A 21,279-nucleotide genomic window follows, 5' to 3' on the forward strand; every position below is an offset into this window, starting at 1 on the left:
CCCATCAGTCACGGGAATGCTATTTTTCCCCGGCCGGCCGCGGCGCCGCCGCCTTGGTCGAGCCGACGATGTCGGTCAGCTTGATCCGGTCGTACTCGCTCCAGACATTGGCGAGCCAATGCCGGACATAGCCGCGCAGCACGAAGGAGTAGTTGGCGGCCTCGTCGCGCGGCCCCTTGTTGGCGACGAATTTGAGGAACGGCACCGACGCCACCTCGACCTGCTCGAACGCCATCTCGTTGAGCTTGGGGATGGTCAGCTCGGTCGCGTCCTTGATGCGGTGGAAGTAGGAATTATAGGTCGACTGGTCCCACTCGAAGAAGCTGGTGTTGTTGATGAAGTTCTTCACCAGGAAATATTTCGCCCCGATCATGTAGCTCGCGGTCTCGGCGATCTCGTCGAGCGAGGCGATCGACGAGCCCAGGATGTGGAACACCGCGAAGGTGATCTGGCCGGAGCGGGCGGCGTCGAGGAAGCCGATGTCGCGCAAGGCGGCCAGTGTCGGCGACATCAGGCCGGCGCGGACGTCGATCACGGTCACTGACGGCGCCACCGCGCTCAATGTGTCGAAGATCTTCATCTGGTCCGGCGTCGAGTTCATGTCGACGATCTCGGTGATCTCGGGGTGGAAGCGCTTCAGGGTGCCGCGCGGATGCTCGGTGTCGAACGCCCGGGTGGGGACGTTGTTGGCGCTGAAATAATCGAGCAACGTCCGCGACACCGTGGTCTTGCCGACCCCGCCCTTGTCCGCGCCCACCACAACCACTGCCGGTTTCGCCATGGAAAGTCCTTCAGCCCTGAGGCCGGCCAGGGGGCCGGCGCATTGCATTCTGCTTTGGGCGCGAACATGGCAGAAACGCTGGAGAATTCAAATTCATTGCAGCACGGGACCGGGGAAATTTGCGCCTTCGCCGCCGCGGGCCGGAGCAATCGGAGGCATTCCGGCCAAACGTTCGTGCCGGCGCGGAAGCACTTGCAAGCGAGTGGCAGCACGATTGCCCGTCGCACGGCATTCGCCCCCGATTCCGCTGCGAAGGAGGGGTCTAGTGCCGGCCCCAGGGACCGGTTGCGGGTGTGCTCCAAGGTCCCTCGGGAGCGGCTTGTCCCTGGCCGGATGGCGTAGGCGGGCCATCGGCCTGGCCCCAGGGACCGCCGGACGGCAGCGGTGGCGGAGCGTCGCTTTCGGTCGCGTTGGCGCCGGTGTCGTCCGGCTGTGCCTCGTCCGTGGGCAGCGCCAGCGGGCCCGGATCGTGGCCGCCGGCGAACTTGATCAGCGCCTGGACCCGGGCATCGACGGAAGGGTGGGTGGCGAACAGGTCGGCAAAGCCCTCGCGCGGATTGTCGACGCACAACTCCATGACGGCGGAGGTGGCACCGGGCAGCTCGCCGCGCCCTTCGATCTTGCGCAGAGCGCTGATCATGGCGTCCGGATTCTTGGTCAACTCGACCGACCCGGCATCGGCGAGGTATTCGCGGGTGCGCGACAGCGCCAGCTTGACCACCTGGGACAACAGCCAGGCCACCACGATCAGCACGACCGCGATGATCACGACGATGATGGCCCCTCCGCCGGAGCCCTTGCGGTCGGAGTCGGACGAGGAGGAGGACGACGACGAGCGGCCCCAGCCGCCGCCCCAGCTCATATTGGTGAACAGGCGGAAGAACAATTCGCCGAAGAAGCCGACGACGCCGGCGATGATGACGGCCACGACCATCAGCTGCACGTCGCCGTTGCGGATATGGGTGAGCTCGTGACCCAGCACCGCCTCGATCTCCTGGTCATCGAGCGCAGCGAGCAGGCCGGTCGTGACGGTGACGGCGTATTGCCGCTGATTGAGGCCGGTGGCGAAGGCATTCAGCGCTGGGCTGTCCATGATCTTCAGCTTCGGCATGGTGATGCCGCGCGAGATGCAGAGATTCTCGAGCAGATTGTACAGCCGCGGCTGCTCCTGACGCGTGACCGCGGTCCCGCCGGTGACGGCGTCGATCATCGTCTGGTGGAAGAAATAGGCGATCACGATCCAGGCCGCCGCGCCCAGCGTGGCCCAGGGCAGCGCCTTGATCAGGTCGCGGGTGGCAGCGTTCATGTAATAGGCGACGCTGCCATTGCCGTTGATCATGACCTCCGCGATCAGCGCACCGGCGAACACCAGCACATAGATCAGCAGGAACAGGCCGCCGAGCAGCAGCACCGAACGGGTCTTGTTCGATGCGATGTGGGTGTAGAGACCGTAGGCGGCCATGGCGTCGGACCCTTCAGCGCGGAAGGCGCGGGATCAGAACTTGACGCTCGGCGCGGCCTCGACGTCGGCCCGGCTGGCGCCGAGATCGAAGAACTCCTTGCGGGTGAAGCCGAAGGTGCCGGCGAACAGTGCGGCGGGCATCTGCTGGATGCCGGTATTGTATTCCTGCACAGCGTTGTTGAAGAAGCGGCGGCTGGCGGCGATCTTGTTCTCGATGTCGGACAGCTCGCTGGCGAGCTGCTGGAAGTTCGCATTGGCCTTCAGATCCGGATAGGCCTCGGACAGCGCGATCAGCCGGCCGAGCGCACCGGAGAGCTGGCCTTCGGCCGCCGAGACCTGGGCCGGTCCCTGCGCCGACATGGCCGCATTGCGGGCCTTGATCACCTCATCCAGCGTACCGCGCTCATGCGCGGCATAGCCCTTCACGGTCTCGACCAGGTTCGGGATCAGATCGTGGCGCTGCTTGAGCTGGACGTCGATGTCGGCAAAGGCCTGGCCGACCCGCTGGCTGAGGGCGACCAGCCGGTTGTAGGCGCCAAGGGCGAACAGCACGAGAATGACGATGATGCCGAGGACGATCCAGCCGGACATGACGGGCTCCGAGGGAGGGGGCGGGAGAACGAGGCGGCCGACACGCGACGGCGCCGCCGGTCCGCAGGTGGACCGGCGTGCATTGGTCGCATCAGGGTGGATGCCCGTTCAAGTCGCTTGAACCTGACCGCTCCGTTCGATGGACGCCCAAGCGGCCGAATTGGCACCGGAGGCAACGACGCGCAAGGCTCAATAGGGACGGGCGACCCGCCATTGCTGCGTGGGGTCGTTGCCCTTGATATCGCCGGGGGCGCTGTCGAGCTGCGAGGTGTAGAGCGGCCGGTAGCGGTAGGCCCACATCTTCTTGCCGTCGCTGCGGGTGATGACGGTGAAGTCGCCGGTCGCGACCGCGTTGTCGGGCGCCGCCAGCGGGGGGCGCTTCTGGGCGCAATCGCCGTCGCAGGTCGACTTGTTCCCGGTCGTGTCGCGCTCGGTATAGTACAGCGTCATGCCTTTCGGGTCCGTCAGAACTGGCCCGTTCTTGCCGATCACCGCCTTGGCCGGCGGGCCTTCCTGCTTGGGGGCTGGCGGCGGCGCCGAGGACTCACCGCCATGGCCGCCCGCGAAGGCGGTCCCTGCCGAAGCCAGCAGCATCGCAGCGATCGTCATCGTCCTGAACATCGAAATGCATTCCCTTGTGAGCAGCGCATGTCAGCGCCCGTTGCAGCTCACCGTAGCAAACGCGGATTTCTCGCCGGTTTCGCGAGATCGCGAAAATGAGAGACAAACTCGACCGGACGTTAACCATGGGCGGCCGGGCAGGTATTCAGCGGCGCGGCGGCGGCTCCACGCCGTCGCCCCAGTCCCACCGGCGGGCGGCGGCGAAGGCGGGCTTGTCACGGCGCGGGATGCTGACGACGCGGGCAGCGCCATCCGCCTGGCACAGCTTCGCGGCTGTCGCGACCTTGGTGACCGACGGCGGCGCGAGCACGCGTGCGGCGGGCCGATGCGTTGCCGGCTTGCGAGTGAGGGCAATGAAGCTGAACTTCTCGTCCTCGAACGGGACGTCGGCGCCCTTCAGCTCGCGATGCGCCCGGGACCGCGCCAGCCGCTGCGCGAAGTGGCACCAGTCCGGTGCGACCAGCGGGCAGGGGGCTGCGTGCGGGCAGGGCGCCGCGACATGAGCCCCGGCCGCGATCAGGCGGTCGCGCGCCGCGATGATGCGCTGATAGCCGGCGGGCGTGCCGGGCTCGACGATGAGGAGCGTATCGCCGGTCGTCGCCCACAGCGCGTCCACGATCGCGGAGCGTTCAGCGTCCGCCAACTCGCCGATCATGTAGCTGGCGATGACGAGATCGGCACGTCCGGCACGATCGAGCAGCGCTCGCGCCGGTCCCAGCGCATAAGAGAGGTCGCGCAGGCGCATCGTGTCGTCAGCGAGCGTCAGCGCCAGCCCGCGCAACGCTGCATTGGAATCGACGGCGTTGAACGAGGTCAGCGGCGGAAACGCTTCCGCCGCAGCGAAGCTCGCGGTCGCCGGCCCGGCACCGACGTCCAGCAGCGAGGCCGGTGCGAAGTCCGGGCAGGCCTGCATCACGGCGTTCAGGCTCGCCGCGATCGCGGCATAAGTCGCCGGCATCCGCACGGTGGCATAGGCGATGGCGTCGGTGTCGCTCGTGATCGTTCCGGAATTGCCGCCGCTGCGATAGGCGGCCGAGATGCGGGCCGCCCGGGCGGCTGCATCCTGCCGCGACTGCCCGTGCAGCCTGGCTTCGAGGGACGCCTTCAGCGCGGCGGGCAGATCGGGAGAGATCATCGGTCCTCTCCACGCGTCAGTCCGGGCGCCGCTGACGCGGCGATCCGGAATGACGGAGCACGGTCACGCCACCTGCTGGTCGAGGATCTTCACGGCCTCGTCGAGCGCGACCGAGACGAGCTGCGACACGCCGCGCTCGGCCATGGTGACGCCGAACAGCCGGTTCATGCGCGCCATGGTGATCGGGTTGTGGGTGATGATGATGAAGCGGGTCTCGGTCGAGCCCTTCATCTCGTGCAGCAGGTTGCAGAAACGTTCGACGTTGTGGTCGTCGAGCGGCGCGTCGACCTCGTCCAGCACGCAGATCGGCGAGGGGTTGGTCAGGAACACCGCGAAGATCAGCGCCATCGCCGTCAGCGCCTGCTCGCCGCCCGACAAGAGCGACAGCGTCTGCGGCTTCTTGCCCGGCGGCTTGGCGATGATCTCGAGGCCGGCCTCGAGCGGATCGTCGCTCTCGATCAGGTGCAGCGCCGCCTCGCCGCCGCCGAACAGCTCGGTGAAGAGACGCTTGAAGTGGTCGTTGACGGTCTCGAACGAGGATTGCAGGCGCTCGCGCGCCTCTTTGTTGAGGCTCTGGATGCCCTGGCGCAGCCGCTTGATGGCTTCGACCAGGTCGTCGCGCTCGGTGGTCAGCGCGGTGTGCGAGCCCTCGACCTCGGTGAGCTCCTCCTCGGCACGCAGGTTGACGGCGCCGAGCCGCTCGCGGTCGCGGCGCAGCTTCTCCAGGGTCTCTTCGATCTCGTGCAGCGGCGGCAGTTGCGTGTCCGGACCGATCTCGGCCATCGCCGCGACGGCCTGCGGCTCGCATTCGAGCATGTCGTGGATCTCGCGCTCGACGTCGCCGATGCGGCGCTTGGCGCTCTCCAGCCGCTCCTCGGCGCGGGCCGCCGCCTCGCGCGACTTCGACAACGCTTCCAGCGACGCCTTGGCGGCGCGGTCGGTGTCGCCCATCGCGGTCTCGGCCTCGGCCAGCGCGTCGGCCGCGACCTGGCGCTCCTCCTCGGCAATCGCAAGCTCGTCGATCAGCGCGCTGCGCTTCTCGGCAAAGATCTCCGGCGCGTTGTCGAGCTCGGCGCGCTCGTCCCGGACCTCGGCGATGCGCGCCTCGATGGTGGCGATCTGCGAGCCGGCGCCGCGGATGCGGTTGAACCAGTCGTTGCGCTCGCTGATGATCGCCTGCACGCGGCGATCGGCGAGCTCGGCCTCGCGGGCCAGCGCCTGGGCCTCGGCGCGCACCTGCGCGGCGGCGCGGCGCTTGGTCTCGATCTCGGCGCGCACGGCCGCCAACCGGCCGTCGGCCTCGGTGGTCGCCGGCAGCTCCTCGATCGCCTCCAGCGCATTCTGGTGCAGCTCGGCGATCTCGGCGCGATCATGGGCCAGACGTGTGGAGGCCTCGACCAGCGCGGATTTGCGCGCCGAATGGCGGTTGATCTCGCGCTCGGCGTTGGCGTGGCGCTCGCGCGCCGAGTTCACCTCGCGCTGCGCGGCGCGCCAGGCTTCGCGCGCGGCGCTCTCGGCTGATGTCGCAGCCTTCACCTCGGCCTCGGCGCTCTCCAGCGCCTGGCGCTTGTTGGCGGCGTCGATGCGCGCCTGCTCCAGCTCGGCCTCGATGTCGATCAGGCGGGCGCGCTCGGCGAGCCGGCGGGCCGCGCCGGTCGGCGCATGCGCGGCGGCGATGAAGCCGTCCCAGCGCCAGACGTCGCCTTCCGGCGACACCAGCCGCTGGCCGGTGCGCAGCTGCGACACCAGCTGGGCACCGCGGTCGCGCGACACCACGCCGATCTGGGCGAGACGACGCGACAGCTCCGGCGGCGCCTGGACATACGCAGCCAATGGCTCGACGCCGTCGGGCAGCGCGGGGTCGGTGACCTCGGCGCCGGCGACGGTCCAGTGCATCGGCGCGGACGCATCGACCGGAGCATCGAGATCGTCGCCGAGCACGGCGCCCAGCGCCTTCTCATAGCCCTTGGCAACGGTGACCCCGTCGATGATCGGCGGCCACAGATTCTTGGTCTCGCTGTTGACCATCTTGGAGATGGTGCGCGCCTCGGTCTCGAGCCGCTGCACCCGCTTCTCGGCCTCGGCGAGCGGGGCGCGCGAGGCTTCGAGCTTCTGCCGCGCATTGGCCTGGGCGGACTCGTTGGTCTGCACCGCGGCTTCGGCCTGGGCCTCCGCCTCTTCAGCCGCTTCGAGCGTCGCCGCCAGCGTATCGAGATCGCCGAGATGGGCGGTCTCCTGCGCCAGACGCTCCTCGTCGGCGCGGACATTGGCGATGTCCTGGTCGAGCCTGGCGAGACGGTCGCGATGGCTGCGGACGTTGGCCTCGAGCTGGTTGCGGCGGGCGGTGAGATCGGCGAGCTGCGTCGTCAGCTCGGTGAACTGGCGCTCGGTCTCGGTCAGATCAGCCTCGGCCTCGGCGACGCGCTCGTCGACGCCGCTGCGCATCTCGACGCGCGCCTTGATCTCTTCCTTCAGCTCCGCATCTTCAGTTTCAAGACGTTGCAGCGCGACCTGCGCATCCTGGTTCTGCTGCTGCTCGCGGGCGACGTCGGCGGTGAGCTGCATCAGGCGGCGATCGAGCTCGCCAACGCGCTCCTTGGCGCGCACCTCCTCGCGGTCGAGCAGGTCGCGGGCGTTCTTCAGCCGCTGCATCGTCGCGGCGGCGCGGGCCTCGGCCTCGCGCAGCGCCGGCAGGTGCGACGAGCGGATCGCCTGGATGCGGGCGGATTCGGCCTGCTCGCGGGTCCGCTCGGCCATCTCGCGCACCGCGACATCGTGCACATGCGCGGCGTCGTTGAGGTCGGCATGCGCGCCCATCCAGCGCAGATGATAGAGCGTCGCTTCGGCCTTGCGCACCTTGGCCGCGACCTCGCGATAGCGGATCGCCTGCCGCGCCTGCTTGCGCAGGCCTTCCATCTGGCCGGAGAGCTGGCCGATGACGTCCTCGACGCGCAGCAGATTCGTCTCGGCCGCCTTCAGCCGCAGTTCGGCCTCGTGGCGGCGCGCATGCAGGCCGGCGACGCCGGCGGCGTCTTCCAGCACGCGGCGGCGCTGCTCGGGCTTGGCCTGAATGATCTCGCCGATCTTGCCCTGGTGGACCAGCGCCGGCGAACGCGCGCCGGTGGCGGCGTCGGCGAACAGGATCTGCACGTCGCGGGCGCGCACGTCGCGGCCGTTGATGCGATACACCGAGCCGGCCTCGCGCTCGATGCGGCGCGAGATCTCGAGAATGTCGCGGTCGTTCACGGCGGCGGGCGCGGTGCGATCGCTGTTGTCGATCGTCATCACCACTTCGGCGTGGTTGCGCGAGGGCCGCGTGTTCGAGCCGGAGAAGATCACGGCGTCCATGTCGGCCGCGCGCAGCGATTTGTGCGAGGTCTCGCCCATCGCCCAGCGCAGCGCCTCGACCAGATTCGACTTGCCGCAGCCGTTCGGACCGACGACGCCGGTGAGACCGGGTTCGATCACGAAGTCAGTCGGTTCGACGAACGTCTTGAAACCGTGAAGACGAAGACGCGTGAGTTTCATGCACAGATTCTCTGTTGGCGGGAGACGAATCTCCCAACCCCGACAATACCATGGAAGGCAATGTCAATGTGGACTGAGTCGCCTTTGCGCCCCATTCTAGGGGCCGGACAATGGCGATGGCCGCCCGCGAGGGCAACCCGGCGGCCCCGCTTTTCCAAGGCTTTCTCGCGGCGAACGGCCCACGAATCAGAAGCGGCCCCACGAAGGGGCCGCGCTGTGTCTTGTCGGACTCAGTCTCTCGAATCAGCTCTTCAGAAGCGGGTTGATCTTCTTCTGAAACTCCTCGATCGAAGCCTCGCCCTTGATCTTCTCGCCGTTGATGAAGAAGGTCGGCGTCGAATCGACCTTGAGAATGTCGCTCGCGTATTTCTGGTCGGCGGCGATCTTGTCGAGCAGCGCCTGGTCCTTGAGGCAGGCCTCGACCTGCTGCTGGCTGAGGCCGGCCTGCTTGCCGATCCGCGTCAGGGTCTCCGTGGTGTTCTTCACCACCCAGTCGTTCTGCGAGCGGAACAGCATGTCGGTGACGGCAAAATACTTCTGTGCGTCGCCATTGGCGATGCAGCGCGTCAGCATCGAGCCCGCGGCGGCTTTGATGTCGAGCGGGAACTCGCGGAAGATGTAGCGGATCTTGCCGGTATCGATGTATTCGGCCTTCAGCTTCGGGAACACGGTGGCGTTGAACGCCGCGCAATGCGGGCAGGTCATGGAGGCGTATTCGGTGATGGTCACCGCGGCGTCTGCCGGCCCGATCGCCATGTCGGGCAAGGACTGGGGCTTGGCGACATCGGCGGCGCTCTGCGCCATCGCGTCCGAGATCAGCCGCAGCGGGGACAGGCCCGCCAGGGCGGCGAGGCCGGTCAGCGACAAGGCTGCGGTGAAGGCGCGGCGGGTGATGATCAAGGCTCTGCTCCGAAATGGGCGCATCTCGCGCCTGAAACACTCGTGACGTGGCTTTTCGCTAGCTTGAAACCCAGTTGGAGGCAATGCCGGCGCTCAAGCCGGGATCAAACGGCGAACGTCAATTTCGCTTGATGGCCGCGCCCAGCCGGGCCAGCGCGTCACGCAGCGCGTCGTCCTCGATCGCGGTCAGGGTCTGCGCGACTTTCGCCACCGTCTTCGGATCGGGCGGGGCCGGGCGGCGCTTCACCGGCGGCCGGGTCAACGGGCCCTGGCGCAGCGCCAGCTTGCCGACGGCATGCCAGCCGAAGAACCGGTTGACCCGCTCCAGGATCACATCCGAGGAATGCTGGATCTCCAGCGCCATCGGCCCCTCGACGCGCAGGATCAAGGTGGCCGGCTCCTGCGGCTGGCCCTCGACCGGCCGCGGCCATTGCATCTTCAACGGCTGGGCATGCTCGGCGATGTCGCGGCCCGCGATCTCCGGCCAGCGTGTCACGAGTTCACGTGCGGCAAACCCCTGCTTGGCATAGGCGGCCGTCAGCACGTCGCCCATCATCAGCGAGAGAGGCTTTGCGGTGAGGCGGCCGGGCTTTGCCATGATCAATGCTCGCAACGGCGCGGGCGTCAGGCCGCACGCGGCCGGATGGCCTTCAGGTCCGGCGCAATCTCGCGGCGCCGCTGCATGAGATCATAATCCATCTGGAGACCGAGGAAAAAGCCCTCCGAGATCCGGAAATAACGGGCAAGGCGCAGGTCGGTGTCGGCAGTGATGTCGCGCTTGCCCAGCACGATTTCATTGATCCGCCGGGGCGGCACGTGAACGGCACGCGCCAGCGCGTTCTGGCTCAGCCCCATCGGCTTGAGGAACTCTTCCAGCAGGATTTCGCCGGGATGGGGATTATGCAGCAGGTTGCTTCTAGCGGTGGTAGTCGACGATTTCGACATGCGCCGGTCCTCTATCATCCCAGACGAAGCAAATTCGCCATTGATCGTTGATCCTGATCGAATGCTGGCCGACGCGGTCAGCCTTCAAGGCTTCGAGACGGTTGCCCGGCGGCACGCGGAGATCGTCGAGAACCCGCGCCTGATTCAAAAGACGAAGTTTGCGAAGCGCGACATCCTGGATGTCGGACGGCAATCTCCGGCTCCGTCGGCCGCTCCATATCAGCTCCGTCTCGCGATCCGCGAAGCTCTGGATCATCCGGAACTTATAACGCGGGACGTTATAGAATGCGAGCGCATTCTATTTGGCTCTGCCACGAGTTGGGGACTTCCGGATCAGGGTTCTGGTCTCGTTGCTCGTTTCCTCGTATGGAGGAGGGGTGGCTCAACTCAAGGCTTCTCGCAAACATGATATCGCTGTCGGGGAAGCAGGGCGTCCCGCACAGCTTCTCGCCTGGTACGACCGCCATCGCCGGCGGCTGCCATGGCGTGCGCCAGCCGGACAGCGCTCCGATCCGTATCGGGTCTGGTTGTCGGAGATCATGCTGCAGCAGACCACGGTGAAGGCGGTCGGGCCGTATTTCGAGAAGTTTGTCGCCCGCTGGCCTGATGTCACTGCGCTCGGCAGCGCCGATCTCGACGACGTGCTGCGGATGTGGGCGGGGCTCGGCTATTATTCGCGGGCGCGCAACCTGCATGCCTGCGCCGTCACCGTGATGCGCGAGCATGACGGCGCCTTCCCGGACACGGAGGAGGGCTTGCGCGCGCTGCCCGGCATCGGTCCCTATACTGCCGCGGCCATCGCCGCGATCGCGTTCGATCGCCTGACCATGCCGGTCGACGGCAACATCGAGCGCGTCGTCTCGCGGCTATTCGCCGTGGAGGAGGCATTGCCGCAGGCCAAGCCGCAGATCCAGGCGCTAGCCGCTACCTTGCTCGGACCGTCCCGCGCCGGCGACAGCGCGCAGGCGCTGATGGACCTCGGCGCCACCATCTGCACGCCGAAGAAGCCGGCCTGCGCGCTGTGCCCGCTGAACGACGACTGCGCAGCGCGCGAGCGCGGTGACCAGGAGACGTTCCCGCGCAAAGGCGCCAAGAAGACCGGCGCGCTGCGGCGTGGCGCCGCCTTCGTCGTCGTCAGGGGCGATGAGCTGCTGGTGCGCTCGCGTCCCTCGAAGGGCCTGCTCGGCGGGATGACCGAGGTCCCCGGCTCGGAGTGGCGCGCCGGCCAGGACGACGCCGACGCGCTGGCGCAGGCGCCAGAGTTGGCCGGTGTGAAAGGCTGGCACCGCAAGCTCGGCGTCGTCACCCACGTGTTCACGCATTTTCCGCTGGAGCTCGTGGTCTACGCGGCCCGCGTGCCGGCCCGCACGCGCGCGCCAGACGGCATGCGCTGGGTGCCGATCGCGACGCTCGACGGCGAGGCGCTGCCCAACGTGATGCGCAAGGTGGTGGCGCATGGGTTGGGGGATTGAGGATGCGTCTGTGACGGAGGCTGAAGAACCCGGCTAGCTGACGTAGAGTGGGCAAAGGTGCGCATCACCACAGCTCGCCACGGCCGCGCTGTTTCGCGCGCCGTGCCCATCGTTTGGCTCTGGGTGCGCGGTGACGCGGTGGGCACGCTGCCGCCCTGGCGGGCGGCTGCTTTGTTCACCCTACCTGATCTCGGCCGATCGCGACGCTCGTCCGCCGCGCCCATGGCGGCCCTCGTAGCTACCCGATCAATCGAATCTGGACCCTGGACGGAGCGTCCTTGAGCACGCTGGCCGCGGTCGCGCCAAAGGTTGCCTTGAAGGCGTGGCTGAAATGGCTGGAGCTCGCAAAGCCTGCATCGAGGGCCGCCGACGTGATGGAGTCGCCGCCTCCCACACGCTCCACAGCGTGCCGGAAACGAATCCAAATCCTGAACGTCCTGAATGGCACCCCAATCTCTTGGACGAACAGATGCTGCAGGCGGCTGGGGGAAAGGTCGACTCGCCGGGCCAGTTCCTGGATCGAGTGATTGCGGGCGATGTCAGCCCTTATGATCGATACGATATGTTCGACCCGCGCATCGACTCGTGGTGGACGTGGTTCGATCCCCAATGCCTGTCCAGCCGCGAAATCGAAATCGTCGAAGCGTAGTCTATGACCGGCCTGATGCAACGCGTAGAGATTCCGCACAGCGACGATAAGCGAGCTTTCGATGTCAGGGTCCAGTGAGCTTAGGCCACATCCCTGATGGGGCGAGAGGCGCCGATAGTAAGGATCGTCAGGATCGTTGTATATCACGGCGACCGGCGCCCCGCTTGGATCAAGGGTATGCGACAAGCCTGCGGGGACGATGGCCGTGAGGCAGGTCAGGCTTTCCCCGGCCATTCTGGTGCCGATCCGCAGAGGCGCCTGAAGCGCCACCAGGCAGACCGATATTGGATGCCGGTGCAGCGGCAGCGCACCTGGACGCCCGATGAACATCATTCGCTGAGGCCAGAGGCACAACAAAGCTCTCTCGTCGAAGTTGGTAGCCGATTCTGGCAAGCGACCATTCCTCCACACGTCTATGCTGCGAGAAGATTCACGCCGACGCAATCCAGCGACCTGGGTGCGCAAGCTCTTGTCGTACGCGGCGTCCATAGCGGAAAGATCTGTTTGGGGAAATGATGTCCAACGCTCTCTTGATTGCGACTATTGAGTTGTGGCGGCTTCTTGCCGTGGCCGGCATCTGGAAATGCCGCCTACACGGTATAGCCCGCTTGCAACACGCACCCGGTCAGCCTCGGCCAGACTAAGAGACGACGGTCCGTGTCACGCGCGCCGCGCCCGGCATGCGAGACCCCCTCAGCGATTGCGCCGCCGTGCCGCGGACCACGCGTCCTCGGCCGATGGAGCGCCGCGCCGTTACACAAAACGCCCCACCGCAGCCTCTCCCATACTCCGGAGCACCAGATGACCCTCACCGCCCCCTACGACCCCAACAACATCTTTGGCCGAATCCTTCGCGGCGAAGTCCCCGTCGCCAAGGTCTGGGAGGACGATCACGTCCTCGCGTTCATGGACGCCTTTCCGCAGTCGGAGGGGCACATCCTGGTGATCTCGAAGACCTCGACCTCCCGCACCCTGCTGGACGTCGAGCCGGACGTGCTCGCTCGGATGGCCGTAGCCACCCGACGCACCGCCCGGGCCGTGGTCAAGGCGCTCGCACCCGAGGGTTTCCTGATCGTGCAGTTGAATGGGGCTGCCAGCGGTCAGACCGTCTTCCACCTGCATTTCCACATCATACCTCGCTGGGCTGACGTGCCGATGAAGGGCCACGGGGAGGCGCCGATGGGTAAACCAGAAACCCTGCTCGCACTCGCCGACCGCATCGCCGCTGCGCTCGATTGACCGCAGCGCGGCATGCGGTCCGCTGTCGCTCAAATACCGATCGGAATAGCTCGGATGTGGCAGCACGAAGACGATGTGGTCATGCCTTGCGGCGACGGGCCGTCGCCCTGCGGGGTCTCACCGGAGGCTTCAAGCACTGGGAGCTTGTCCGAAGTCCTGCTCAGCAACGGCACCTGGGAAGCTCAGCAAGGATTCTCACATGTTTCGTTCACTTAGCATTGTCATCACCGGGGGAGCGACAGGCCTGGGCTTTGCGATAGCGAACGCGCTTACCCCTCAAGGCGCTCGGCTGACGCTCCTCTCGCGGCGGACCGATAATCTGGACCTCGCGGCTCAGGAACTTCGTCGGCGACACGCCGGCGCCGATATCGAGGTTCAGGCCGTCGATGTTGGCGATCCAATTGCGACGTTCCAGGCCATCGGGGAGGTTGCTCGTCGCCGAGGCGGGATCGACATGGTGTTCAACAATGCCGGCGTGATGCGCGAGGGGCGGTTCGAGACCCTCACCGACAATGACTTCCGGGACGTGATGCAAACCAATTTCTTTGGTGTGGTGAACGTCACCAGGGCTGCTTTACCCCATCTGGGCGCCACTGGCGGGCGGTTGATCAATATAGCATCGATCGCTGGTTTAACCGGCATTTTCGGTTTCACCGCCTATGGATCTGCGAAACACGCCTTGGTCGGCTTCACCGAATGCCTGCACTACGAGCTGCTGCGCCAAGGTATCAAGGTTCATCTCGTCTGCCCGGCGGAGTTCGAGACGCCGATGGTCGCGGAGCTCGATTCCTATCGGACACTGGAGAACCGGAGACATACGCTGACCATCCCGAGAACTCCCTTGGACCTCGTGGTTGCGGATACATTGCGGGGAATCCAGCGCGATCGGCATTTCATCGTTCCGGGTGGGCGTGCCCGGCTGGCCGTCCTCGGCCTTCGGCTCTTCCCATCGATTGCGCGTAGGCTTGGCGCGCGCTTGGTCGCGAAGCTTGAGCGGAAGCGCCGGCGTGAGGGGCCCGGGTGAGAGAGAGAGAGAGCGGATTCACGCCTCGAACAACGACCTGGATCAGCGCCCGACAGCCGGGCCTGGACAGCGCTCGTCGATGGCGACTTCGGCTGCTGACACAGGGCTGGCAGCAGCGGACATTTAGAACTTGGGCGCACCGAGGAGGCACCCATGATCGCAACCGCAATCGACACGCTCGCTTCGCCGCCCTGCGCCGTGTTGCTCGGCTGGCGGCTGATCGACGGCCGCCCGGCTGAGGGCTGGATCAAGATCGGCTTCGACGGCAAGCCGGAGTTCTGCAACCCGGCCGGATTCATCCAGGGTGGCATCCTCGCATCGATGCTCGACGATGCGATGGGACCTGCGGTCTTCATCAAGACCGAGGGCCAGCTCTACACGGCGACCGTCAGCATGACCGTCAACTTTCTTGCGCCGGCAAAACCTGGACCGATCGTCGGCGAGGCGCGGGTGCTCCAACTCGGCAAGACGATAGCCTTCATGGAGGCACGCCTCACTGGCGATGCCGGTGTATTGCTCGCCACCGCAAGCGCGAGTGCACGGCTGGTCGAGGCGGCGAAGGCGCTCGCCAAATAACCTCAAGCTTGCCGGACACGCAGGACGTTCCGAGATATCTTGCTCCGGCGACCGTACCGACACGCTCCGCCGTCGTTCCGGCGAACGCCGGCATCCATGCCCCCAGGGAGCGGATTGGAGAGTTACAGAGCTACGGTGACGCTGCATAAAACCTGCTCCGACGAGCGGGAGGCGGCGAGGCAACTGCAGCGGGCCAACCCTGGCAGTCATCCAGACGCAAGTTCCGTTTTTCAGAATTCCTCTTGACTCTCCCCCCAAATCAGGTGTCTTATCCACCCGTTCCGTCCCGGCAGGAGGGGCGTACGCGTCGTCACGACACGCGGGGCGGGATGCGGTGGCTGCGACGGCGTCGTCAGACGAACGACGTCGACCGGTCTCGTGCAGCGCTGCGTCGGCTTGCCGGCGTGGGGCGGGTGCGAGGTCTTTCGCGGACGTTGAAATCGTGTGGTCCTGGCATCCCGGTGCTGATGCCAAGCGGGCGGTGATGATGATCCGCCGGTGACGGGGGCAAGACAGCCGGTCCCCGGGGAGATCACGTATAAGACGGAAGCCCATCGCGCAGGGAATGCCGGATGACCGGCTGGACCTGTGGTGACTGCCGCCTGCTTTCTTTGTTGCAGGCGGGCCATGGGTTGCGGCCAGCACCCGGCATTCCCTGCGCCCTCCTCTTTGCGAGGGTCCTTCTCGGCAACAGCTCGGGCGCGTCGCACCGCGAGACGGCGAGGTCGTGTCTGTCGTGTTTCGCCATCGATCGACAGGAACACTGCTTCTCAATGGCAGGGGCGTGCCTGACTCGCATAGCCAGACATCCGATCCGCGCCGATGGACCCTGCGTCGCGTCGCCTGGAACGATCATTCTGCAAGCAACCGCCGATGCTGCGCCAAGTTTCGCGACTGCAGCGGTGAATCCTTTCGCTTGGCTTGTCTTTTACGTTGCGACTGCATTGCAGATGTAGATATTCTTAGATTGTGTTTGATGGTCGTGCTCTTCGAGCGCGCAGACCTGTTCCGAGCTGCTGCTCCTCACCCTGAGGAGCCCGCCGCAGGCGGGCGTCTCGAAGGGCGAGGCCACCCTGGGGCCTCATGGTTCTCCCGGCGATGCGTAGCATCGTCCGGAGACGGCGTTGCGCGCTTGTTCACCATGAGGGGTGAGCGCGGAAACCGGTGCTGCACATGACCATGAGCGGCGTGCTCATCGAGAACGGGCGTGCTGATCGAGAAGGGGAAAGCGTCGGCACCTTGTTGAAGTGGCAACGTCATGATCGGCAGCTCGGACCAACGCGAGCAAGGATAAGATCGATTTGGGGAGGCAAAGATGACAAAGCTAACAGGATTCTCGCGTCGTTCGATGCTGGGCCTTGGCGCTGCGGCCGGGCTGTACGGTCTCACGAGTCCCGTCCTGGCCAAGGGGCCGTTCCTGAACACGCAGGCGCCGACCTTCTTCCGCTTCAAGCTCGGCTCGGCCGAGGCCACCATCATCTCCGACGGCGTGCTGCCGCTCGGCGATCCCCATGCGGCGTTCCTCGGCATTTCTCCCGGTGATCTCGATGGAATGCTGACGAGCAACTTTCTGCCGACAGGCGCCGCGACCCTCGAGCAGAACATCCTGGTGCTCAACACGGGAGACAAGATCATCATCTTCGACAACGGCATGGGTGTCTCGAAGCTGTTCGGTGACACCACCGGCAAGATGCTGATGACCTTGAAGCAGGCGGGCATCGAGGCCAAGGACGTCGATGCGCTGGTCATGACGCATGCCCATATCGATCATTGCGGCGGCGTCATCGGCCCGGACGGCAAGCCGAGCTTCCCCAATGCCGAGCTGTTCATCTCCGAAGCCGACTTCACCTTCTGGACCGACGAGGCCAAGGTCGGCCCCAACTACAAGGCGTTCTACGAGCAGGCGGTGCGCAATCTCGTGCCTGTCAAGGACCGCATCACCTTCTTCAAGGACGGCCAGGAGTTCCTGCCGGGCGTCCAGGCGATGTTCACGCCGGGCCACACCGTCGGGCATACGATCTTCCTGATCCAGTCGGGCAAGGATCAGCTCGCCTATATCGGCGACATCTCCCATCATCCGGTGCTGCTGATCGAAAAGCCGCTGATCGAGTTCGCCTATGACACCGACCCGAAGCAGGCCGCCAAGACCCGCGTCCGCGTGCTCGACATGCTCGCCGCCAACCGGACGCGGATTCTCGGTTATCACTTTCCATGGCCGGGCATCGGGCACATCGGCAAGGCCGGTGACGGCTTCCGCTACTTCCCGACGGCGGTCCACACGATGGATGTGGCGCCGCTGTGACCTGAGGCCGCCTTGCCGTTTGCCCGGCCGCCGGCGCATGCTGGCTGCGCAGACGTGTTCCCTCGACAGCGGGATGGACGGCCGATGCCGCCGCCGCTAGGTTCGCGTCTCGTCTTGTCAGGGATCACCATGCTCAAGCTCTATGTGGCGCCAGGCACCTGCGCGCTCGCTTCACACATCGCGCTGGCCGAGACCGGCGCCGACTACGTCGCCGAGAAGCTCAGCTTCAAGACCAACCAGCAGAACAGCCCGGAATATCTCGCGATCAATCCCAAGGGGCGCGTTCCGGCGCTGGTGACCGAGCAGGGGGTTCTGACCGAGACGCCGGCGATGCTCGCCTATATCGCGCAGCGCTTCCCGGAGGCTCGTCTTGCACCGCTCGACGATGTCTTCGCCTTCGCGGAGGTGCAGTCGTTCACCAGCTATCTCTGCTCGACGGTCCACATCGCCCACGCGCACAAGATGCGCGGGTATCGCTGGGCGACCGAAGAATCCTCCTTCGCCGACATGAAGAAGAAGGTGCCGGAGACGATGGGCGCCTGCTTCGCCCTGATCGAGCAGAAGATGCTGCGCGGCCCGTGGGTGATGGGCGAGCAGTACACGATCTGCGATCCCTATCTGTTCACGATCGCGCAATGGCTCGAGGGCGACGGCGTCGACATCAACGCCTTCCCGAAGGTCGCCGCTCATTTCAAGCGCATGGCTGAACGGCCGGCGGTGAAAAAGGCGCTCGCCGAGGTCTCGGCCTGAGGAATGCCAAGGCCCCCGGGGATGCCAGAAAAAACGTCGCTTGGAGCGGGAACTCATCCGTTCCAGTGACGTTGCATGAGGCCGTGGCGCGCCGTGCGGCCCCATCTCCTTTTTCTGAGCCCCTTGATGTCGCTGGCTGCCATTTCCGATGACTCAATTCCCGCTGACGGCACCGAGGGCATTCGCAACAGATTGAAGGCCGCCACGTCAGCGGCTCATCATGCCCTCGACGAGCGCCTCAGCCGCTTCGACCTGACCACGACGGCGCATTATCGCCGCTTCCTGCAGGCCAGCGCGGCCGCGCTGTTGCCGCTGGAACAGATGCTCGACCGTGCCGGCGCCGACGCGATGATCGGCGACTGGACCCGGCGGCGGCGCACGGAGGCGATCCGCGCCGATCTTGCCGATCTCAACGGCTGTATCGTTCCGATGGAACTGCCGGCGCGGCCGCTCGATCGTCCCTTCGTCTTCGGCACGCTCTATGTCCTGGAAGGATCGCGTCTCGGGGCGGCCTATCTGCTGCGTATCGTCGCGGCCTCGGCTGACCCCCGCGTGCGACGGGCGACGCGCTATCTGCGTCACGGCGCGGGGCAGGGGCTGTGGCGCAGCTTCCTGTCACAGCTTGCGGAAGAGCCGCTTCCTCCTGGCGACGATGTCAGAGTGATCATGAGTGCACGCGAAGCGTTCGCGATGTTTGCGAAGGCGATGGCAGCAGCATGAACGAGCCGGTCAACCTCACCAATTGCGATCGCGAGCCGATCCATGTTCCCGGGACGGTTCAGCCGTTCGGATTCCTGCTGGCGCTGGTGTCGGACTTCACCATATGCATGGCCTCGGAGAACGCGCCGGACTTTCTCGGCGGCGACCTCGGATGGCTGCTGCAGCAGCCGCTCGACGCCGTGCTCTCGGAGGCGGCCGCGGCCGCGATCCGTGCCAGGGTCGACTATCTCAGCGGCCCGGATGCGGTCGAGCGCGTGTTCGGCGTCGATCTGCAGGGTCGTGGCAAGCTTTTCGATCTCGCCATCCACTTTTCCGGTGCGTATCTCGTCGTCGAGGCCGAGCCCAGCCTGATCGAGCCCGGCGTCAATTCCGGCGAGCTGGTGCGGCTGATGCTCGGCCGCATCCGCAAGACGACGGGGATGATGGACCTGGCGCAGGAGGCGGCGCGCCAGCTCAAGCTGCTGACCGGCTTCGATCGGGTGATGGTGTATCGGTTTCATCCCGACGGCTCGGGCGAGGTGATCGCCGAGGTCGCGGGCTCCGGCCTGGAGCCGTTCCTCGGGCTGCATTATCCGGCCTCGGACATTCCCAAGCAGGCGCGGCAGCTCTATCAGCGCAACTGGCTGCGGATCATCGCCGACATCAACGCCGCGCCGGCGCCGCTGCTGTCGACGCCTGCGCACAATGCCGGACTGCTCGACCTGTCGATGAGCGTGCTGCGGGCGGTCTCGCCCATTCACATCGAGTATCTCCGCAACATGGGCGTCGCCGCGTCGATGTCGGTCTCGATTCTGCGCGAAGGCAAGCTGTGGGGCCTGTTCGCCTGCCATCACTATGCGCCGCATCATCTGTCGTTCGAGAAGCGTACCGCGGCCGAGCTGTTCGGCCAGATGTACTCCTGGCTGCTCGAGGCGCGCGAGCGCGAGACCGACGTCGCCTATGAGGCGCGTGCGCATCAGATCCAGGAACGGCTGATCGAGCGCGCGGCTGCGCAGGCGCACAGCAAGCGCGCGATCCTCGACCTTGTCGCCGACTATCGGCAGATGATCGAGTGCGACGGCATCGCCGTGTGGTCCGACGACGAGATCACGCTCGAGGGCGAGACGCCGACCGAAGAGGAGGTGCAGGACCTCATCGGCTTCATCAACCGGACCTCCCCCGGCCGCATCTGCGCCAGCGCCGAGATTGCCAAGGTGTACGCGGCCGGCGAGGTATTCCGCGATCGCGCCGCCGGCTTCCTCGCCGTCCCGATCTCGCGCACGCCGCGCGACTGCCTGATCTTCTTCCGCCGCGAGGTGTTGCGCTCGGTCAACTGGGCGGGCGATCCGAACAAGACCTATGCCGAGGGGCCGCTCGGGCCGCGCCTGACGCCGCGCAAGAGCTTCGAGCTGTGGCAGCAGACGGTGGCCGGCCAGTCGAAGCCATGGTCTTCGGCGGACCTGCGCATCGCCGAGGGCCTGCGCATCACTCTGCTCGAAGTGATTCTGCAGCTTTCGGAGCTCGCCGCGCGCGAGCGCCGCGGCGCACAGGAGCGGCAGGAGCTGATGATCGCGGAGCTGAATCACCGCGTCCGCAACATCCTCAGCCTCGTGCGCGGCCTGGTCGCGCACAGCAAGGAGACCTCGAGCTCGGTCGAGGAGTTCGCTTCCGTGCTCGGCGGTCGCATCCAGTCGCTGGCGCGCGCCCACGACCAGATCACCAATCTCAATTGGGCGCCGGTCGCGTTGCGCGCACTGCTCGAATCGGAAGCGGGGGCCTATCTCGGTTCGCGGGCAGGGCGGGTGCTGATGGAAGGGCCGGATGTCGCGCTCGACCCCAAGGCGTTCGCAACGCTCGCGCTCGTCGTGCACGAGATGATGACCAACTCGGCGAAATACGGCGCGCTGGCCGACTCCACCGGACAGGTGCAGGTGATCTGGCGGCTCGATCCCGGCTCGAGCCTGGTCATCGACTGGAAGGAGAGCGGCGGCCCGCCTGTGCAGCCGCCGTCGCGGCGCGGCTTCGGCACCACCATCATCGAGCGTTCGGTGCCGTTCGACCTCAAGGGCGACGCCGAGATCCGCTTCGACCTGCTCGGCGTGCAGGCGCGTTTCGTGATCCCTGCCAATTTCGTCCAGATGGTGCCGGCGATGACAGGCGCTCCCTCCCGTCATCAGTTCAAGGAAGAGGACACGCCGCGGCTGTCCGGTACGGTGCTGATCGTCGAGGACAATCTGATCATCGCGATGGGCGCCGAAGTGATTCTGCTCGAGCTGGGTGCGCGGCACATCGACACCGCGGCCTCCGTCAATCAGGCGTTGAAGTCGATCGAGCGCGCGGTGCCGAGCTTCGCGCTGCTCGACATCAACCTTGGCGCGGAGAGCAGCCTGCCGGTCGGGCACCGGTTGAAGGAACTCGGCGTGCCCTTCATGTTCGCGACCGGCTATGGCGAGCGTGCGCCGATTCCGGTGGAGCTGTCCGACATGCCGGTGATTCAGAAGCCGTACACGCGCGAAGTCGTCGAGAAGGCATTGATGAAGATCAAATGAGTCGCACGCGCATCAAAGTCGGCTTTGCGCGTCGCGGTGATTGGCATTCATGATTG

Annotated in this window: 19 protein-coding genes; 8 read left to right on the forward strand and 11 right to left on the reverse strand. The window is 66.1% G+C overall.

The genetic code is table 11. The annotated features are described in order from the left end of the window. Positions 1-19: 19 nt before the first annotated feature. The 10 genes from ACQR10_RS21450 to ACQR10_RS21495 form a co-directional block, all read right to left on the reverse strand. A complete protein-coding gene (locus tag ACQR10_RS21450) occupies positions 20-781 on the reverse strand; it encodes a hypothetical protein (RefSeq protein ID WP_009025709.1) in 762 nt (253 codons plus the stop codon). Between the two features lie 262 nt (positions 782-1,043). Beyond that, positions 1,044-2,243 (reverse strand): M48 family metalloprotease, encoded by a 1,200-nt coding sequence (locus ACQR10_RS21455; RefSeq protein WP_316217322.1) that lies wholly within the window; start codon positions 2,241-2,243, stop codon positions 1,044-1,046. Positions 2,244-2,276: 33 nt separating this feature from the next. Further along, positions 2,277-2,834, reverse strand: a complete 558-nt coding sequence (locus ACQR10_RS21460) for a LemA family protein (RefSeq protein ID WP_315802794.1) — start codon at positions 2,832-2,834, stop codon at positions 2,277-2,279. Positions 2,835-3,023: 189 nt separating this feature from the next. Beyond that, the gene (locus tag ACQR10_RS21465; RefSeq protein WP_315802795.1) at positions 3,024-3,455 is read right to left on the reverse strand and encodes a COG4315 family predicted lipoprotein; all 432 of its coding nucleotides are present in this window, start codon (positions 3,453-3,455) and stop codon (positions 3,024-3,026) included. A 145-nt stretch (positions 3,456-3,600) separates the two neighbouring features. Continuing rightward, positions 3,601-4,590: a small ribosomal subunit Rsm22 family protein gene (locus ACQR10_RS21470; protein WP_316217321.1), complete on the reverse strand. Its 990-nt coding sequence runs from the start codon at positions 4,588-4,590 to the stop codon at positions 3,601-3,603. Positions 4,591-4,653: 63 nt separating this feature from the next. Then, positions 4,654-8,118, reverse strand: a complete 3,465-nt coding sequence (gene smc, locus ACQR10_RS21475; RefSeq protein ID WP_316217320.1) for a chromosome segregation protein SMC — start codon at positions 8,116-8,118, stop codon at positions 4,654-4,656. Between the two features lie 243 nt (positions 8,119-8,361). Continuing rightward, complete coding sequence (locus tag ACQR10_RS21480) at positions 8,362-9,018, reverse strand: DsbA family protein (protein ID WP_315802798.1); 657 nt, start codon at positions 9,016-9,018, stop codon at positions 8,362-8,364. 118 nt (positions 9,019-9,136) lie between these two features. Next, the gene (locus tag ACQR10_RS21485; RefSeq protein ID WP_315802799.1) at positions 9,137-9,616 is read right to left on the reverse strand and encodes a DUF721 domain-containing protein; all 480 of its coding nucleotides are present in this window, start codon (positions 9,614-9,616) and stop codon (positions 9,137-9,139) included. 26 nt (positions 9,617-9,642) lie between these two features. Continuing rightward, entirely contained in the window at positions 9,643-9,963 is a 321-nt protein-coding gene (locus tag ACQR10_RS21490) for a HigA family addiction module antitoxin (RefSeq protein ID WP_315802800.1), read from the reverse strand. Then, positions 9,935-10,219: a type II toxin-antitoxin system RelE/ParE family toxin gene (locus ACQR10_RS21495; protein WP_315802801.1), complete on the reverse strand. Its 285-nt coding sequence runs from the start codon at positions 10,217-10,219 to the stop codon at positions 9,935-9,937. Before ACQR10_RS21495 ends, ACQR10_RS21490 begins: the two co-directional genes overlap by 29 nt. Positions 10,220-10,340: 121 nt before the next feature. Between ACQR10_RS21495 and mutY the strand changes: the two genes are divergently transcribed. Further along, positions 10,341-11,435 (forward strand): A/G-specific adenine glycosylase, encoded by a 1,095-nt coding sequence (mutY, locus tag ACQR10_RS21500; protein WP_410051434.1) that lies wholly within the window; start codon positions 10,341-10,343, stop codon positions 11,433-11,435. Between the two features lie 238 nt (positions 11,436-11,673). Here the strand turns inward: mutY and ACQR10_RS21505 are convergent, their stop codons facing one another. Next, a complete protein-coding gene (locus tag ACQR10_RS21505; protein WP_315802804.1) occupies positions 11,674-12,417 on the reverse strand; it encodes an AraC family transcriptional regulator in 744 nt (247 codons plus the stop codon). A gap of 468 nt (positions 12,418-12,885) precedes the next feature. On the opposite strand from ACQR10_RS21505, the gene ACQR10_RS21510 reads away from it, so the two are divergent. From ACQR10_RS21510 to ACQR10_RS21540, 7 genes are all read left to right on the forward strand, one after another. Beyond that, positions 12,886-13,323, forward strand: coding sequence for an HIT family protein (locus ACQR10_RS21510; protein ID WP_316217319.1), 438 nt, complete (start codon positions 12,886-12,888; stop codon positions 13,321-13,323). A gap of 199 nt (positions 13,324-13,522) precedes the next feature. Further along, complete coding sequence (locus tag ACQR10_RS21515) at positions 13,523-14,347, forward strand: SDR family NAD(P)-dependent oxidoreductase (protein ID WP_316217318.1); 825 nt, start codon at positions 13,523-13,525, stop codon at positions 14,345-14,347. A gap of 153 nt (positions 14,348-14,500) precedes the next feature. Then, a complete protein-coding gene (locus ACQR10_RS21520; RefSeq protein ID WP_316217317.1) occupies positions 14,501-14,923 on the forward strand; it encodes a PaaI family thioesterase in 423 nt (140 codons plus the stop codon). A gap of 1,315 nt (positions 14,924-16,238) precedes the next feature. Further along, positions 16,239-17,225, forward strand: a complete 987-nt coding sequence (locus tag ACQR10_RS21525; RefSeq protein WP_316217316.1) for an MBL fold metallo-hydrolase — start codon at positions 16,239-16,241, stop codon at positions 17,223-17,225. 129 nt (positions 17,226-17,354) lie between these two features. Next, complete coding sequence (locus tag ACQR10_RS21530; RefSeq protein WP_316217315.1) at positions 17,355-17,975, forward strand: glutathione S-transferase family protein; 621 nt, start codon at positions 17,355-17,357, stop codon at positions 17,973-17,975. Positions 17,976-18,101: 126 nt separating this feature from the next. Then, positions 18,102-18,695: a biliverdin-producing heme oxygenase gene (locus ACQR10_RS21535; RefSeq protein ID WP_316217314.1), complete on the forward strand. Its 594-nt coding sequence runs from the start codon at positions 18,102-18,104 to the stop codon at positions 18,693-18,695. Further along, positions 18,692-21,223, forward strand: a complete 2,532-nt coding sequence (locus ACQR10_RS21540; protein ID WP_316217313.1) for an HWE histidine kinase domain-containing protein — start codon at positions 18,692-18,694, stop codon at positions 21,221-21,223. Before ACQR10_RS21535 ends, ACQR10_RS21540 begins: the two co-directional genes overlap by 4 nt. The last annotated feature ends 56 nt before the right edge of the window (positions 21,224-21,279 follow it).

Origin of the sequence: Bradyrhizobium sp. HKCCYLRH2060 (genome assembly GCF_051168135.1) — a bacterium.
In the GTDB taxonomy this organism is placed as follows: Bacteria; Pseudomonadota; Alphaproteobacteria; order Rhizobiales; family Xanthobacteraceae; genus Bradyrhizobium.